This window comes from Streptomyces formicae (assembly GCF_002556545.1).
GTDB lineage: Bacteria > Actinomycetota > Actinomycetes > Streptomycetales > Streptomycetaceae > Streptomyces > Streptomyces formicae_A.
On sequence record NZ_CP022685.1, the window covers coordinates 4,660,304 to 4,676,138 of the forward strand.

Here is a 15,835-nt window from a genome sequence, read left to right on the forward strand (position 1 = left end):
GTTCCCATACGGCGTACAAGACAGTTTTCGGCTGGGCCTCCGCGCGCTACTTCTCGGGGCTCGTCAGGTCGTAGAAGGTAGCGCCGCCGACGGTGACCTTCTCGAAGGTGTCCTCGACCCAGGACGTGATCTCGGAGGACCCGCCCATGCCGCCCATGCCGCCCATGCCGCCCGCGATGAAGTAGTGGATCTCGCCGTCCGCCACGTACCGCTTGAAGCGCGCGAGCGTCGGCGAGGGGTCGCTGCCGTTGAAGCCGCCGATCGCCATCACCGGGTCGCCGGTGGCCAGTTGGTAGCTCGCCGCGTTCTGCGAGCCGATGGCCGCGGCGGCCCAGGTGTAGTCCGCCGCGTCCGCCTCCAGGAGCTTCTTAGCCCCGGCGGAGACCTGCGCGCCGTCGAGCAGGCCACCCATGCCGCCCTTCATGCCGCCCTTTCCGACTCCGTTTCCGGTTCCGGTTCCGGTTCCCGCTCTCCCGGGGAAGCCGCCCTGCGGCGCACCCTGGGGAGCCCCCTGCTGGCCCCCGCCGGGACGACCTCCACCGGGGCCACCTCCAGGCCCCCCGGCCCGCCCATCCGCCCCGCCGACGCGGGCCCCGCCGTCACGATCGAGCCCGTGTGCGCGCTGTCCACCGTCGAGAGGGTGTACGCCGCCGGGCCCGCCACGGACGCCGCGAGGCCGAGGCCCGCCGCCGTCAGGGCGAGGTGACGGCCCGCGCGGCCCGCGAGCAGCAGGCCCGCCGCCACCAGGCCCACCGCCAGCACGGTCGGGCGCAGCCACGGAAGGTACTCCGGCGTGCGGCCGAGCAGGACGTACGCCCAGACCGACGTGCCCGCGACGGCCGCGCCCAGCACCCCGCACGCCCACCAGGCGGCCCGCTCCTCCCACAGGACCGTGGCGCCCATGCCGACGAGCGCCGCGATGGAGGGGGCGAGGGCCACCGTGTAGTACTGGTGGAAGATCCCCGCCATGAAGCTGAAGACCGCTGCGGTCATCAGGAGCGAGCCGCCCCAGGCGACGAACGCCGCCCGCGCGGTGTCCGTGCGCCGCGCCCTACGGGTGAGGACGAGGCCCGCCACCAGGAGGAGCAGCGCGGCGGGCAGCAGCCAGGCGATCTGGCCGCCGATCTCGGAGTCGACCATCCGGCCGATGCCCGTCTCGCCCCACTGACCGCCACCACCACGGCCACCGCCACCGGGACCGCCCCCGCCGCCCACGCTGCCGGTCTCCTCGCCGTTGATGCGGCCGAGGCCGTTGTAGCCGAAGGTCAGTTCAAGGAACGAGTTGGTCTGCGAGCCGCCGATGTAGGGGCGCGACGACGCGGGCCACAGTTCGACGACCGCCACCCACCAGCCGCCCGCGACCACCATCACGCCCGCCGAAAGGGCGAGTTGACCGAGGCGCTTGCGGAGCCGCACCGGTGCGCACACCGCGTACAGGACCGCGAGCGGCGGCAGGATCAGGAACGCCTGGAGCGTCTTGGTGAGGAAGGCGAAGCCGACCGCGACGCCCGCCCACACCAGGCACGTGGTGCACGCAGTACACCGTGACGGTCGTCAGGAGTGCGAGGAGTGCGAGCAGCGCGTCGGGGGCGCGGCGACCTGGTCCCGGTCCAGCGCCGTGGCGTCCGGCAGCGGGCTCCCGCTGCCGCCGTCGGCCTCGGTGCTGACGAGGGCGCGCCCGACCGAGCCGTCCCGCACCTCGGCGCCGATGGTGCCGATCTCCTGCGGGCCGCGCACGCCGCGCATCGACGAGGCGTCTGGCGCAGGCACGTCTCACGTAGGCACGTCTCACGTAGGCACGGGCACGGCGGCCTTGATCAGGTAACCCGCCCCGCGGCGCGTGTGGATCATCGGCTCGCGCCCCGCGTCGATCTTCCTGCGCAGATACGAGATGTAGAGCTCGACGACGTTGGCCTGGCCCCCGAAGTCGTAGTTCCACACGCGGTCCAGGATCTGCGCCTTGCTGAGCACGCGGCGCGGATTGCGCATGAGGTAGCGGAGCAGCTCGAACTCGGTGGCGGTGAGGTGGATGCCCTCGCCGCCCCGCGTCACCTCGTGGCTGTCCTCGTCCAGGGTCAGATCGCCGACCACCAGGGTCGACTCGCCGCGCTTGTCCGCGGCGCCCGCCCGCCGGATCAGGCCGCGCAGCCGCGCCACGACCTCCTCCAGGCTGAACGGCTTGGTGACGTAGTCGTCGCCGCCCGCGGTGAGCCCGGCGATCCGGTCCTCCACCGCGTCCTTCGCGGTCAGGAACAGCACGGGCACGTCCGGCATCTCGCGGCGCAGTCTGCCGAGCAGCGAGAGGCCGTCCATGTCGGGCAGCATCATGTCGAGCACCACGGCGTCGGGCCGGAACGCGCGCGCGGCCCGCACCGCGCCCGCACCGTCGCCCGCGCTGCGGATCTCCAGGCCCTCGTAGCGCAGGGCCATGGAAAGGAGCTCGGTGAGCGACTCCTCGTCGTCCACCACGAGCACACGGACGGGACTCCCGTCCGGCCTGAGCAGTTCGGTACGCGCCTGGGGCGAGGTCGTGGTCATGCCCGAAAGACTGCTGGGCGGCTCTGAGAGCTCCCTTTTCTGAACCTGTGAATTCCCTGAGAAAGGGGTCCGGGGCCGAGGGCGCCCCCGGCGTCACTCCAGCCCGAAGAGCCGCGCCCCGTTGTCGTACACGACGCCCCGCAGCCAGTCGTCCCCGAGGCCGAGCCGTTCGAGCGAGTCGAGCTGATGGGTGTACGGGTACGGGATGTTCGGGAAGTCCGAGCCGAGCAGCACCCGGTCGCCCAGGTCGGCGAGGCGCCCCGCCTCACCGGGCGGGAACGGCATGAGCCGCTCGCTGAAGTCCGTGAACGCCATCGTCGTGTCGAGCCGCACCTCCTCGTACTGCTCGGCGAGCGTGAAGAACTCGGCGTACTCGGGCATGCCCATGTGCGCGATGACGAGCCGCAGCCGTGGATGGCGGGCGAGCAGCTTCGCCATCGGCTCGGGGCCGGTGTGCTTGCCCGGGTGGGGCCCGGAGCCGCAGTGGATGACGATCGGCACCCCGGCCTCGGCGAGCAGGCCCCAGACGCCGTCGATGAGCACGTCGTTCGGGTCGTAGGCGCCCACCTGGATGTGCGACTTGAAGACCCGGGCCCCGGACTCGACGGCTTCTCGTACGTACGTCTCCACGCCCGGCTCGGGGAAGAACGTCGCGGTGTGCAGGCAGTCGGGCGTGCGCCGCGCGAAGTCGGCGGACCAGCCGTTGAGCCACCGCGCCATGCCCGCCTTGTGCGGATAGAGCATCGAGGTGAAGGCCCGCACCCCGAACTCCCGGAGCAACGCGACCCTGCGCTCCTCCTCGTGCCGGTAGGTGATGGCCCAGTCGACGCCGTCGAAGAACGCCCATACCTTGTTCAGGACGCGTTCCGGCATGAAGTGCGTGTGCACGTCGATCAGGCCGGGCACGCCGAGGCGCTCGGCGAAGCGGCGGACGTATTCGGCCTCGGCTCTGGTGCTGGTGCTGGTGCTGGATTCAGTCGCCCCCGACGGATCACACATGGCCACCACCCTCGGCCCCCGGCGACGATGTTGTCCACCCTCCTCAAGGAGGACCTCAGGGAGGACGAGGTCTCAGAACAGCCCCTCCTGTTCGCCCCCGCTCCCGTTCCCGCCCTCCCCTTCCCGCACCACCCGCACCGGCACCGTCACGCCCGCCCCCGCGTCGGCCCGCGCCAGCTCCCACCCCACGAGCACCCGGGCGTCCACGACCAACACCCCCGCGTCGCCCGCCAGATGGAGATCGGGTCCGGCCGCCGCGACGAGGCGGCCCGCGACCGTGCCACCGTCGACGAGTTCCCGGACGACCCCCGCGGCCGCCCCGAGCCCCGGCAGGCCGAAGGCATCCGCGTGGTCGACGGCCTCGAACGCCACCCGCTCCAGCGTCTCCGCCCATCCGTCGAGCGCGACCGCCCTCCGGTGCAGCTCCGCCAACTCCCCGGCCCGCTCGGCCCGTTCGGGCAGCGCCGTCCGCACCGAGCGCTTCTTGTCGTACGAGACCCGGTCCGGCACGCCGAGCGCGGCCCGCAGCAGCTCCTCCGTGCGCCGCGCCGCCATCAGCGGCCCGCGCCCCAGCCAGCAGAACGCCACCGCCCCCTGCTCGAGGAGCCGCACGGAACCCCGCTCCTCCGCCGTGATGCCGACCTTCAGCAGACCGGGACCGAACCACGCCAGGTACACCCGGTACGTACGCGGATCGTCGGGCACCCCGTCCGCCGCGACCGAGAACGCCCGGTCGAGCCGCGCGCACTCCGGACAGCGCGCCTGCGTAGCGCGGCCCGGCACCACGGCCCGATGCGGGCACGGGTTCCCCCGCGCGCCCACGCACCGCCGTTCGCCGACGGCCCGGAACCCGATGTCCTTCCCGTACGGCAGGTCGCTGCGCCTACCGCCCGCCCACCGCAGCACGGGCCTCCCGTCCGGCCAGCCGAGCCCCGCGCAACGCCACTCCACCGTGCTGTTCCCCTCGTCCTCGTCCGCGTCCCGCCGCCGTGCTCCCGCGCCGCCGGCGCAGCGCGTACGCCACGGTGACGGCCCCGAGGAGCGGTCCCCAGGCGAGCAGCGGCGCGTAGCAGAGCGTCATGACCCACCACAATGCTCCGTCGGGAGCGTCGGGTGACCCCATGTTCTCCGAGTCGGTCCAGGTGACCGCGCCGAGGGCCGTGACGAGGGTGACGGCGGCCGCCCCGAGCGCGGCGGGCACGACGGCGGCCGCCGTGGGGATCCGCCGCCCGCCGAGCACCGGCACCCAGTCGGGCAGCACCTCGCCCCACCGGTGCACGAGCCCCAGGGTGAGCAGCCCGAGCGCCTCCGCGAAGAGGCTGAGACCGATCAGGTAGAAGGAACCGGCGCCGGGGAAGTGGGAGGGATCCAGGAACCCGTCGAACCCGGAGTCCCACCCGAAGGCGATGGCGACCCGCCACAGCCCGGACGGCAGGACGCTCAGCACGGCACCGTGCGCGGCCCACCGGACCCAGCGCGGTACGACGAGTGCCTCAGCCACGACGCGCCGCACCGGCCGCCCCGGCCACCCCGGCCACCGAGGCGGGCAGCGGCGGCAGGTCGGCGTGCACCACGTCGAACCCGCCCTTGACGACCGGCGCGAACGGCGCGGGCGCCATGCAGGTGCCGACCCTCGGCTCGACCGCGTTCCCCTTCTTGTCGGTCTTGCGCGGCTCGAAGTTCACGATGTCCCACCCGAACCCGAGCCGGTCGGGCTCGCCGCCCCGCCCCTGCTGCACGCTGAGCCCGAACCGCTTGCCCACCTTCTCCACGTTCGACTTCGTGACGATCGCGGTGAGCGTCGCGGTCCCGCCGCCGGTGACCATGCAGTCCACGCGCGCCCGGCTCCAGCCGGTCTTCCTGCCTTCCGACGCGTGCGAGAACTTCACGGTGCCCGTGGCGTCCGTGGGCAGCCCCGGCAGGGAGAGCCCGGGCATGGGCCGGGTGAAGGGCGCGGCCTTGGCGTCGACGGTGAACTTGATGGTGTCGTCGGGCGAGTAGGCGTACGAGATCTGCCCGGAACCCTGGACCCGGGCCTGTGCCTGTATCTGTGCCTGTGCCTGCGCCCGCGCCTCGCCCTTGGCGCCGTGTGCCGCCGCGTCCGCGGCGGCGGGTCCCGCCGCCACGACTCCCGCGAGCACGGCGACGGCACCCGCCGCACCGATGACACGGACCCCACGGGAACCCCGTACGGAATCGATTCGCATGCTGAACTCCTCTGTCGTCGCGGCTCCTTGCCGAACGAGGAACAGCCTCGCCCGCGGCCCCCGCCCCGGCCCATCCGCCGATCAGCACAGAGATCAGGAGGGCTACCCCGGCCGCTATGCCGTTCGGCAGAGGGCCCCTCTCGATCTCCCCCTCGTACGCTGACCAGCGGGCCCACCAGGGGCCGACAGGGGGGACGAGGATGACGGCAGCACTCGCGGCGGGGACAACGTCCGCTCAGGCACTGGCACTTGGCGCCCTCCCCATCGCGGCCGCGCTCTGCGCGTCGGCCGTGCCGCTGGCCCGCGGGCGCCTCGACCGGCTCGCGACACCCGCGGCGATCTGCGCGACCCTCTCCCTGGCGACCGCCTTCGGCTACCCCGCGACCGGCGTGCGCACCGCCCCCGCCTGGAAGCTCGCGGAGGCCGCGCTGCTGCTGGTCCTGTTGGCCGCCGTGGTCCGCTGGTCACCGTGGCGCGAGGCCAGGATCGTCGCCCCGCTCACCGCGGTGGCGACCGCCGCGTGGCCGTTCCCGCTGGTCGACGGGCCGTTCCTGGAGCGGACGGGCGCCGCGGCGTTCTGGCTGCTGCCCGCCGTCGCCGCGGCAGCGGCGGGCGCCTACCCGCGCCGCGTGGAGCTGCGCCGCAGGGCCGCCGTCACCGAGGCGCGCCGCGCCCAGCGGCTCCAGCTCTCCCGCGACCTGCACGACTTCGTGGCGCACGACATCAGCGGCATCGTCGTCCAGGCGCAGGCGGCCCGGTTCGTCGCCGCCACGGATCCGGCGCAGGCGGTGCTCGCCCTCGAACGCATCGAGAAGGCGGGCCTGAACGCCCTGGAGTCGATGGACCGCACGGTGGAGATGCTGCACGGCCCGGCACGCTCCCCCGCCGCCGCGCTGCCCGGACTCGACCATCTCCCCTCCCTCGTCGACGAGTTCACGGCCGCGGGGGGCATCGATGCCGAGCTCAGGCTGCCTCCGGAGACCGCCGAAGCGCTCTCCCGCGAGGCGGGCGCGGCCGCGTACCGCATCGTCGTCGAGGCCCTGACCAACGTCCGCAGGCACGCGCCCGCGGCCACCCTGGTCCGCATCACGCTGACCCCCACGCCCGCCTCGGTGGAGCTCCAGGTGTCCAACGACGCCCCCGGCACGCCCCGCGTACCGCTGCCCCGCAGGCGCGCCACCCGCGGCGGCCTCGGCCTCCCCGCCCTGACGGAACACGCCGAGGCCCTCGGCGGCACCCTCACGGCGGGCCCGCACGGCGCGGGCGGCTGGCGCCTGACGGCGACCCTCCCCAGAACCACCGCACCCGCCTCCGCGCCCGCCCCCGTACCCGCCCACGCCCAGGAGCCGCAGCAGTGACGACGACCGCCCCGGGAACCCGCATCGTCCTCGCCGACGACCAGGACGACGTCCGCAGCGGATTCCGCCTGATCCTGGACTCCCAGCCGGACATGACGGTGGTCGGCGAGGCCGCCGACGGCCTCGCCGCGGTCGAGCTCGCGCACCGGCTGCGCCCCGATCTGCTCATCGCGGACATCCGCATGCCGGGCCTCGACGGCCTGGAGGTCACCCGCCGCCTCGCGGGCCCCGACGTCACGGACCCGGCCCGCGTCCTGGTCGTCACGACCTTCGACCACGACGACTACGTCCGTACGGCCCTGCGCGACGGCGCCTGCGGCTTCCTGCTGAAGCGCTCGGGCCCCGGCCTCCTCATCGAGGGCGTGCGCGCCGCGATGGCGGGCGACCTCCTGATCAGCCCGCAGATCACGTTGCGCCTGCTGCGTACGACACCCGCTCCCGGACCCGCGCCGGACGCCGCGCCCACCCCGCTCTCCCCCCTCACCACCCGGGAGGAGGAGATAGCCCGCCTGGTCGCGGACGGCCTGACGAACACCGAGATCGGCGCGGCGCTCTTCATCTCACCGGGCACGGCGAAGACCCACATCGCCAACATCCAGGGCAAGTTGAAGGTCCGCAACCGGGTCGGCATCGCGGCCTGGGCCTGGGAGTCGGGCGTGGCACGTCTCAGCAGGTGAGGTGCCGCCCGGGACGGACGTGCAGCACCTCGGTGAACCCCACGTAGAGGTCGACGCGGTGCCGCATCTGCCGCGGGTTGCCGCCGTCGCACTCGGCGGTCCCGTTCAGGCTGCGGATGGTCTCCCCGAAGCCCGCGCCCTTCACCATCGCGGCGTGCCCGCTCATGGTGCCGGGGCCGCTCTGCGTGTTCCAGTACCAGAGCGCGGTCATCCAGGCGACCTTCGGATCGCGCTCGACGAGCCAGGGATCGTCGAGCAGGTCGAGCCCGAGGGCGTCACCGGCCGCCTTGTAGTTGAAGTTCCAGCTCAGCATGATCGCGCCGCGCCCGTAGTAGGCGTCGTGCCCGGCCGGACACCCGTAGGGCTGCGTCTCGTCGCAGAAGATCGGATACGTGTCCTTGTTCTGCGCCACGACGTAGAAGAGCCCGCCGGTCTCGTGGCTGACGTTGGCCAGGAAGGCGGCGGCCTCGCGCTTGCGCAGCGCCTTGCCCCCGGTGCGCGCGAACTCCGGGTACGCGCGCGTGGCCGCCACGAGCCCGTCGTACGTGAAGAAGGAGTTCCGCTCCGGGAACATCCGCTCGAACTGCCGCTCACTGACGACGAACCGCGGCTCGTGCGCCGACGCCCCGCCCCCGGCAGCGGCGCCGGCCACGGCCGGCCCCCCGCCGAACACGAGCCCGCCCAGCACCAACAACACGGCCAGCACGGCCGTCACACCTCTTGAGCCTCGCCTGGACATCGGCAACCACCCCTCGGGTACGGACATCAATTGGTCCGGACCATTGTGCTGCCCATGTCAAGACGACCCTGGAGGCACACAAGAACGACCGAAGGCCCCGACGATTTCTCGTCGGGGCCTTCGATCAGCTGTGCACTCGGCAGGATTCGAACCTGCAACCTTCTGATCCGTAGTCAGATGCTCTATCCGTTAAGCTACGAGTGCCTGTTTTTTGTTTTCCGCCTTCGCTCCCCGGCCTTGCGGCCCGTTCGCGGCGACAGGAAGAACATTACATGACCGCCGCCGCCATGTGAAATCCGTTAGTCGCACCCGTTGTGAGCTGCGAAAACACCGCCCTCAGCACTCCGCGCAGACGGCCAGGACGCACCGAAGCCCCGGTCCGTGAGGACCGGGGCTTCGGATCTTGCGGCGGAGGCGGAGGGATTTGAACCCTCGATGGGATTTAAGTCCCAAACCGCATTAGCAGTGCGGCGCCATAGACCGGACTAGGCGACGCCTCCAGCTTGCACACCACCTGCGCGAGCGCGGGGGTGCGTGCAGATGATGACACAGCCAGGTGGTGTGTCACCAATCGCGGCCCCCACGGTACTAGTCACGCGGCCCCGAGGGCAAAGCGCCGCCGCAGCCCGCAACGCGACGCGGCCCACGGCGTTAGAGGAGGTGGCGGATCCCCTGTCCGCCACCCGTCCGGAAGCCCTGCCCGGCCGTACCCACCCGGCCGCGCCCACCCGTACCCAGTGGAGCCACCATGCTGCGCCGTCTCGCCCTCACCGCCTTCGCCTCCGTCGCCGCGCTGTCCGCGCTGCCCGCCACCGCGCACGCCGCCACGGACGTCGTCGCCCCGACCGACCGGCTCACGGTGACGGTCACCGGGTCGGGCGGCACCGGCGACGGGACGTACGAGCTGAACTGCCACCCGACGGGCGGCACCCACCCCGACGCGGCCGACGCGTGCGCGCGGCTCGACGAGGTCACCGTCTGGGGGACCGACCCGTTCGCGCCCGTGGCCCCCGACGCCATGTGCACGATGCAGTACGGCGGTCCCGCCACCGCGCACATCACGGGAACCTGGCAGGGGCGGCCCGTGGACGCGACGTACGACCGCAGCAACGGCTGTGAGATCGGCCGCTGGGACGCCCTCGTGCCGGTGCTCCCCGCGACCTCGGCATGACCTTCGGAACCGCCTCGCCGGAACCGCCCGACCTGCGGCGACCTCTACCGTCCCGTGACCGGGCGGTACCGAAAACTCACATCTTCTGCGTGCGACCTCCCTCTCATCCGGCGTCGCGCGCGCAACCACTCCCCGTAGACTCCCTCCCGTGACACGCCACGGGCCGAGGGGCAAGATGGCCTGAGCGTGTCGGCAAGCAGCGGTAATCAGGGAGGAAGCGTCGTCGTGAGCAGCAGGCCATCCCGAGGCGCTGCTCGCCTCGCAGCGATACTCGACGCACTCCCCGACGCGTTGGTCCTCGTCAACGCCAACGGCACCGTCGTGAACGCCAACGCGATCGCCCTTGAGGCGTTCGAGGCGCCCGGCACCGCGCTCGTGGGGCGCGGACTGCTCGATCTGCTGCCCGAGTTCGACTCGCGGCTCATCCCCGGCTCCATGCGGCGTCCCGACACCATCGACGAGCGCGGGCGCACCAAGCCGACGCGGATGACCGCGCGGCGCACCGACGGCGGCGAGTTCCCCGTCGAGGTCACCAGCTCCCCGCTGGAGGACGGCAGGACCGCGTACGACCACCACGGCTACACCGGCGACGAACTGCTCATGCTGGTCGTCCGGGACCTTTCGGGCACCGTGGACACCGAGGCGGAGCTGGCCCGTTCGCAGCGGCAGACCGAGATGATCCTGCGCGCCGCCGCCGAGGGCGTCGTCGGCACGGACACCGAAGGACGGGTCGTCCTCGTCAATCCGGCCGCCGCCCAGATACTCGGTTTCCGCGCCAGCGACCTCGGCGGGCAGGAACTGCACCCGCTGGTCCTGCACTCGCGCGCCGACGGCGAGCCGTTCCCCTACGAGGAGTCCCCGCTCGCCGACACGCTGCGCTCCGGGCGCAAGCACCGGGTGCGCGGGCAGGTCCTGTGGTCCAAGAGCGGCGCCAAGGTGCCGGTCGACCTGACGACGTCGCCGGTGCGCGACGGGGACCAACTGGTCGGCGCGGTGATGACGTTCACCGACCGCAGGCCCTACGACGAGCTGGCCGAGAAGCACGAGGCCGCCCTCGCCCGGCACGCGGACGAGATGGCCGCCGCCGCCGAGCGGCGCGCCGAGGAGATCAAGGCCGCCGAGGAGCAGCGGGCCGAGGAGCTCGCCGCCGAGCAGGAGCGGTACGCGGCGCTCGCCGAGCGCGAGAAGGACCGCTTCGAGGAGCTGGCCGAGAGCGAGAAGGCGCGGTACGAGGCGCTGGCCGCGCGGCACGAGCAACTCCTCGCCGTACTCGGCTCGTCCCTGCGCGGTCCCCTCGACGAGCTGCGCCGCGAACTGAACGCGCTCGCCTCGGACGACGCGGGTCAGCTGTGGCCCGAGGCCAACCAGGTCCTGCACCACCTGTCGGCCGGCTACGCCAGGATGACGACCCTCGTCGACAACGTCCTCGGCTTCCAACTGCTCGACTCGGGCGACGAACAGCTCTCCCGTACGACGGTCACGCTCGACGCGGTCGTCGCGGCGGGCGTCGAGGGCGCGGTCGAGCTGATCGGTCCCGGGCGCGCGCAGTTCGCGGTGCACGCGCCGCCGATCGAGTTCACGGTGGACGCCGAACGGCTCGCCACCGCCCTGGCCCACCTGATCGCCGACGTCGCGGGCATCGACTCCACGGGCAACACCCGCCCCGGCGTCGGCGCGAACGCTCCCGCCGGCGGCTACGTCGACTCCACCATCGTCGTGGCGGCGGCCCAGCGCGGCGAGGTCGTCCGCATCGAGGTGCGGGGCCCTTACTCCGGCGGCGACCCGGTGCACGAGCCGATCGTCCGGGGCATCGTGCGGGCGCACGGGGGCGTGCTGCAGACGCACGAGGTGCCGGGGATGAGCGGCAGTGCGTACGTTCTTGAGGTGCCGATCGGGGCGGGGGTTGCGGGGATCGCGGGGGCTGGGGCTTCCGGTTCCGGTTCCGGTTCCGATTCCGGTTCCGGTCTCGCTTCCGGTGCGGGTGCCGGTGCGAGCGTTGTCGTGCCCGAGCAGGCGTCCGGTACGTCGGGTACGTCGGGTGGTGGGCGTCGGCGGGCCCGGCGGCCCTCCGTGGACTCCTTCCTGGAGAGCGGGGGCGGTGAGCCGGTGGCCCCCGAGGCGGCGGCCGAGCCCGCGCCGACCGGGACGGGACGGCGCAGGGGACGGCGCGCGGCCGAGGCCGGCTCCCCGGAGACCATCGGCGACGCGGCGAACGCCGAGGTGGCGTCCGACCCGGCTGCCGGTGACACCGCGGGCGGCGCCGGAGGTGCCACGGGCGGTACGGGGCGTCGGCGCGGGCGGCCGAGCCCCGCCGAGGGCGCCGTCATGACGGCGGCCGAACACGCCGCGGGATCGGCCGCGTTGGGGCTGGGACAGACGGTGCCGCCGCAGGGCGTCCCCGTACCCGCCGACGGAACGGGCCGTCGCGCGCGGCGGACCGATGAACAGGCCGCGCTGCCCGCCCTTCCCGCGCTGGCTTCCGGGCCCGCGCCTTCGGAGGCGGGGCAGCTCGGCACGTCCGGCACTTCCGGCACGGGTCGGCGTGCCCGGCGTGCGCTGGCCGCCGCTCAGGAGCGGGCCGCCGCCGAGGAGGCCAACAACGGGCGCGTCTTCGCCCTGCCGCCCGCCCCGGCCGCCCCTGCCGCCCCCGAACCCGGCCAGGAGCCCCCCGCCGAGCCCAACGGCACCACCGAGCACGCATCGGCTCCGCACGACCCGACCGACGACCACACCCCGTCGCAGCCGCATCCGGCCACGGCCCCGACGGGCCGCCGCCGCTCGCGCCCGTCGGCCGACGCGGAGCCAGGACCGCTGCCCGCGCCGCAGCCGCAGCCGTGGCCCGAGACCCCGGCCCCGGGCACCCCGACGCCCGGCGGGGGCACGGCACTGCCGCCCGAGCGCGGTGCGCAGAGCCCGGGGCAGCAGCCGCGGGCCGCCCAGCCGCTGCCCGCGGAGGCCGCGCCCGGCGACCCCAACTCGACGCAGGGGCGCGCGATCAGCGTGCGTACGCTCGGGCAGGGCGTGCCGTTCGGACAGCAGATCTCGGAGGAGCAGCGCCGTCAGCAGGGTGCGTCCGCCTCCGCGCCCCCGCCGCAGGGCCAGGCGGGCCAGCCGGGGCAGCAGCCGCCGCGGAACGCGCGTATCCCGCAGTCGCCGCAGCCCCCGCTGCCGCCCCGGCCCGCGAAGCCCGCTCAGCCCCGGCAACCTCATCAGCCCGCTCAGGCGGGTCCGCAGGAGGAGGCCACGGGCGCCGGGATCGCCCCGGGCCCCGGTCCGATGCCGCAGCCGTCGTCCGGCGAGCCCGCCACGGCCGCCGGTCCCGCGCCGTCCTCGTCGCAGACGCTCGGTGGTTCCGGGCGTCGGCGCAGGCTGGCCACGCCGCCCTCGCCCACGCCCGAGCCCGCGGGCGAGGAGCGTCCCGAGGCGGCGGCGCGGCCGCACCCGCAGCCGTCCGCGCCCGCGCACCCCCAGTCGCGCATCGCCGCCGCCACGGAGGGCACCGGCAGGTCGTACGCGATCGGCGCCCCCGACGAGGACGCCGACGAGGGTCCCGAGCCGCTGGACGGTCCCGGCGGCGCCGTCGAGATCTCCAACCGGCCCCAGCCGCAGCCGATGGACGACGAGCTGCCCCCGGAGCCGCTGGACAACCCGCGCCGCCTCCTGGTGTGGCCCGCGCCCGACGCCACCACGCAGCAGGCGCTGAGCGACCGCGGCTACCGGCCCGTGATCGTGCACTCCCGCGAGGAGGTCGACGCGCAGATCGCGGCGTTCCCCGCCGCGCTGTTCGTGGACCCGCTGACCGGGCCGATCACGCGGACCGCGCTCCAGTCGCTGCGGCAGGCCGCCGTGGCCGCCGAGGTGCCCGTCCTGGTCACGGCGGGCCTCGGCCAGGCGACGCGCGAGGCCGCGTACGGCGCCGACCCCGCCGTCCTCCTGAAGGCCCTCGCGCCGCGCGACAGCGAGCAGCACCCGCCGCGCGTCCTGCTGATCGAGGAGCACGAGGAGATCGCGCTCGCGCTGACCGCCACGCTGGAGCGGCGCGGCATGCAGGTCGCGCGGGCCGAGAGCGACGCGGACGCGGTCACCCTCGCGGCCCAGATGCGGCCGAACCTGGTGGTCATGGACCTGCTCCAGGTCCGCCGCCGCAGGGCGGGGATCATCGACTGGCTGCGCGCGCAGGGGCAGTTGAACCGCACGCCGCTGGTCGTCTACACCGCCGCCGTCGACGAGACGGAGCTGCCGCGCCTCGCGGCGGGGGAGACGGTCCTGTTTCTCGCGGAGCGCTCCACCAGCGGCGAGGTGCAGAGCCGGATCGTCGACCTGCTCGCGAAGATCGGCACGAACTGACGGACGGCCCGCCGGATGTGGCGGGCCGCCCGAGCCGATGTGAGAGTTCGTGACGTCAGATCTTCGTGACGTCAGATCTTCGTGACGTCCAGCTCCCCCGCTGCGTACTGCCTGCGCAGCACCTTCTTGTCGAACTTGCCGACGCTCGTCTTCGGTACGGCGTCGATGATCGCCCAGCGCTCGGGGAGCTGCCACTTGGCGATGCTCTCCGCGAGGAAGTCGCGCAGGGCCGTGTACTCGGCGGTGGCGTCCTCCCGCAGTACGACGGCGGCCAGCGGGCGTTCGCCCCACTTCTCGTCGGGCACGGCGACGACCGCGGCCTCGGCGACGTCCGGGTGGGACATCAGGGCGTTCTCCAACTCGACCGAGGAGATCCACTCGCCGCCGGACTTGATGACGTCCTTCGCCCGGTCGGTGAGGGTCAGGAAGCCGTCGGAGGTGATCACGCCGACGTCACCGGTCTTCAGCCAGCCGTCCTCGCTGAACTTGTCGTCCGGCTTGATGGTCTCGCCGCCCGCGCCGCCGTAGTAGGAGGCCGCGATCCAGGGTCCGCGCACCTCCAGCTCGCCCGCGGACTCGCCGTCCCAGGGCAGGTGCTCGCCGCCGGGGCCCACCAGTCGGCCCTCGACCCCGGCGGGGAAGCGGCCCTGCGTGAGCCGGTAGCCGAACTCCTCTTCGGTGCCGATCGCGTGGGCCGGGGGGCGCGAGACCGTGCCGAGCGGGGACGTCTCCGTCATGCCCCAGGCGTGGCAGACCCGCATGCCGAGCTTGTCGAACGCCGCCATCAGCGAGGGCGGGCAGGCCGAGCCGCCGATCGTGACCTGGCCGAGGGAGCTGACGTCACGCGGCTTCGCGGTGAGTTCGGCGAGGAGGCCCTGCCAGATGGTGGGCACGGCCGCCGCGTGCGTGGGCCGCTCCGACTCGATCATCTCGGCGAGCGGCGCGGGCTGCAGGAAACGGTCCGGCATCAGCATGTTCACGCCGGTCATCAGGGTGGCGTGCGGCAGGCCCCAGGCGTTGACGTGGAACTGCGGTACGACGACCAGGCTCGTGTCCGCGTCCGTGAGACCCATGGACTGCGTCATGTTGACCTGCATGGAGTGCAGGTAGATGGAACGGTGGGAGTAGACGACGCCCTTGGGGTCGCCGGTGGTGCCCGAGGTGTAGCACATGGCGGCCGCGGCGCGTTCGTCGAGCTCGGGCCAGTCGTAGCTGGTGGGCTTCCCGGCGAGCAGCTCCTCGTACTCGTGCACCCGCGCGTGGCCACCCGCCAGGAGCGAGCGGTCACCGGCGCCCGAGACCACGATGTGCTCGACGCTCGTCAGCCGCGGGAGCAGCGGCGCGATGAGACCGATGAGGGAGCCGTTGACGATGATGACGCGGTCGGCGGCGTGCTGGACGATCCACGTCAACTGGTCCGCGGGCAGCCGCAGGTTGAGGGTGTGCAGCACCGCGCCCATGCACGGCACGGCGAAGTACGCCTCGACGTGTTCCGCGTTGTTCCACATGAAGGTGGCGACCCGCTCGTCGTCGGTGACGCCGAGGTCTTCGCGCAGGGCGTGGGCGAGCTGGGCCGTGCGCTCGCCGAGCTCGCTGAAGCTGCGGCGCTGCGGGGCTCCTTCGCCGGTCCAGGTGATGACCTGTGAGGTCCCGTGCACGGTCGTCCCGTGTCGGAGGATGCGGGTGACGGTCAGCGGTACGTCCTGCATCGTGCTCAGCACGGCGTCCTCCTGGGGCAACATCGCCTACGCGGCAGTCAAGGGTTGCGCTGATTCTGCGCGCATACCGCTTGGTATGTC

The 15,835-nt window shown here is 73.4% G+C and carries 12 protein-coding genes, 2 tRNA genes and 1 pseudogene; 4 read left to right on the top strand and 11 right to left on the bottom strand.

The genetic code is table 11. The features are described from left to right. Window positions 1–46: 46 nt before the first annotated feature. The 7 genes and pseudogenes from KY5_RS19960 to KY5_RS41460 form a co-directional block, all read right to left on the bottom strand. Window positions 47–1,573, bottom strand: a pseudogene (locus KY5_RS19960) (glycosyl transferase); the annotation flags it as partial. Then, window positions 1,555–1,770: a hypothetical protein gene (locus tag KY5_RS41835; RefSeq protein ID WP_159072561.1), complete on the bottom strand. Its 216-nt coding sequence runs from the start codon at window positions 1,768–1,770 to the stop codon at window positions 1,555–1,557. The gene KY5_RS41835 and the pseudogene KY5_RS19960, both read right to left, overlap by 19 nt. 18 nt (window positions 1,771–1,788) lie before the next feature. After that, window positions 1,789–2,538: a response regulator transcription factor gene (locus KY5_RS42225; protein ID WP_199843158.1), complete on the bottom strand. Its 750-nt coding sequence runs from the start codon at window positions 2,536–2,538 to the stop codon at window positions 1,789–1,791. Window positions 2,539–2,631: 93 nt separating this feature from the next. Next, entirely contained in the window at window positions 2,632–3,537 is a 906-nt protein-coding gene (locus KY5_RS42230; RefSeq protein ID WP_199843160.1) for an amidohydrolase family protein, read from the bottom strand. A gap of 72 nt (window positions 3,538–3,609) precedes the next feature. After that, complete coding sequence (locus KY5_RS19975) at window positions 3,610–4,488, bottom strand: DUF2797 domain-containing protein (protein WP_098243530.1); 879 nt, start codon at window positions 4,486–4,488, stop codon at window positions 3,610–3,612. After that, complete coding sequence (locus KY5_RS19980; protein WP_324963212.1) at window positions 4,421–5,038, bottom strand: hypothetical protein; 618 nt, start codon at window positions 5,036–5,038, stop codon at window positions 4,421–4,423. Before KY5_RS19980 ends, KY5_RS19975 begins: the two co-directional genes overlap by 68 nt. Next, window positions 5,031–5,744 (bottom strand): hypothetical protein, encoded by a 714-nt coding sequence (locus KY5_RS41460; protein ID WP_107645703.1) that lies wholly within the window; start codon window positions 5,742–5,744, stop codon window positions 5,031–5,033. The genes KY5_RS19980 and KY5_RS41460 overlap by 8 nt, the downstream gene beginning before the upstream one ends. 200 nt (window positions 5,745–5,944) lie before the next feature. Between KY5_RS41460 and KY5_RS19995 the strand changes: the two genes are divergently transcribed. Together KY5_RS19995 and KY5_RS20000 are read left to right on the top strand one after the other, a co-directional pair. Beyond that, a complete protein-coding gene (locus tag KY5_RS19995; protein WP_098243533.1) occupies window positions 5,945–7,102 on the top strand; it encodes a sensor histidine kinase in 1,158 nt (385 codons plus the stop codon). Beyond that, the gene (locus KY5_RS20000; RefSeq protein ID WP_098243534.1) at window positions 7,099–7,779 is read left to right on the top strand and encodes a response regulator; all 681 of its coding nucleotides are present in this window, start codon (window positions 7,099–7,101) and stop codon (window positions 7,777–7,779) included. Before KY5_RS19995 ends, KY5_RS20000 begins: the two co-directional genes overlap by 4 nt. Here the strand turns inward: KY5_RS20000 and KY5_RS20005 are convergent. The 3 genes from KY5_RS20005 to KY5_RS20015 form a co-directional block, all read right to left on the bottom strand. Further along, window positions 7,769–8,518, bottom strand: coding sequence for a chitinase (locus KY5_RS20005; RefSeq protein ID WP_098243535.1), 750 nt, complete (start codon window positions 8,516–8,518; stop codon window positions 7,769–7,771). The two genes, KY5_RS20000 and KY5_RS20005, sit on opposite strands and share 11 nt — an antisense overlap. Before the next feature lie 131 nt (window positions 8,519–8,649). Further along, window positions 8,650–8,722: transfer RNA gene (locus KY5_RS20010), tRNA-Arg, on the bottom strand. Between the two features lie 205 nt (window positions 8,723–8,927). Next, window positions 8,928–9,018, bottom strand: a tRNA-Ser gene (locus tag KY5_RS20015). 248 nt (window positions 9,019–9,266) lie between these two features. On the opposite strand from KY5_RS20015, the gene KY5_RS20020 reads away from it, so the two are divergent. Further along, window positions 9,267–9,689, top strand: coding sequence for an SSI family serine proteinase inhibitor (locus KY5_RS20020; RefSeq protein WP_199843162.1), 423 nt, complete (start codon window positions 9,267–9,269; stop codon window positions 9,687–9,689). Between the two features lie 225 nt (window positions 9,690–9,914). Beyond that, entirely contained in the window at window positions 9,915–14,036 is a 4,122-nt protein-coding gene (locus KY5_RS20025) for a PAS domain-containing protein (protein WP_098243537.1), read from the top strand. A 71-nt stretch (window positions 14,037–14,107) separates the two neighbouring features. Here the strand turns inward: KY5_RS20025 and KY5_RS20030 are convergent, their stop codons facing one another. Further along, complete coding sequence (locus tag KY5_RS20030) at window positions 14,108–15,757, bottom strand: long-chain fatty acid--CoA ligase (protein ID WP_098243538.1); 1,650 nt, start codon at window positions 15,755–15,757, stop codon at window positions 14,108–14,110. Between the last annotated feature and the right edge of the window lie 78 nt (window positions 15,758–15,835).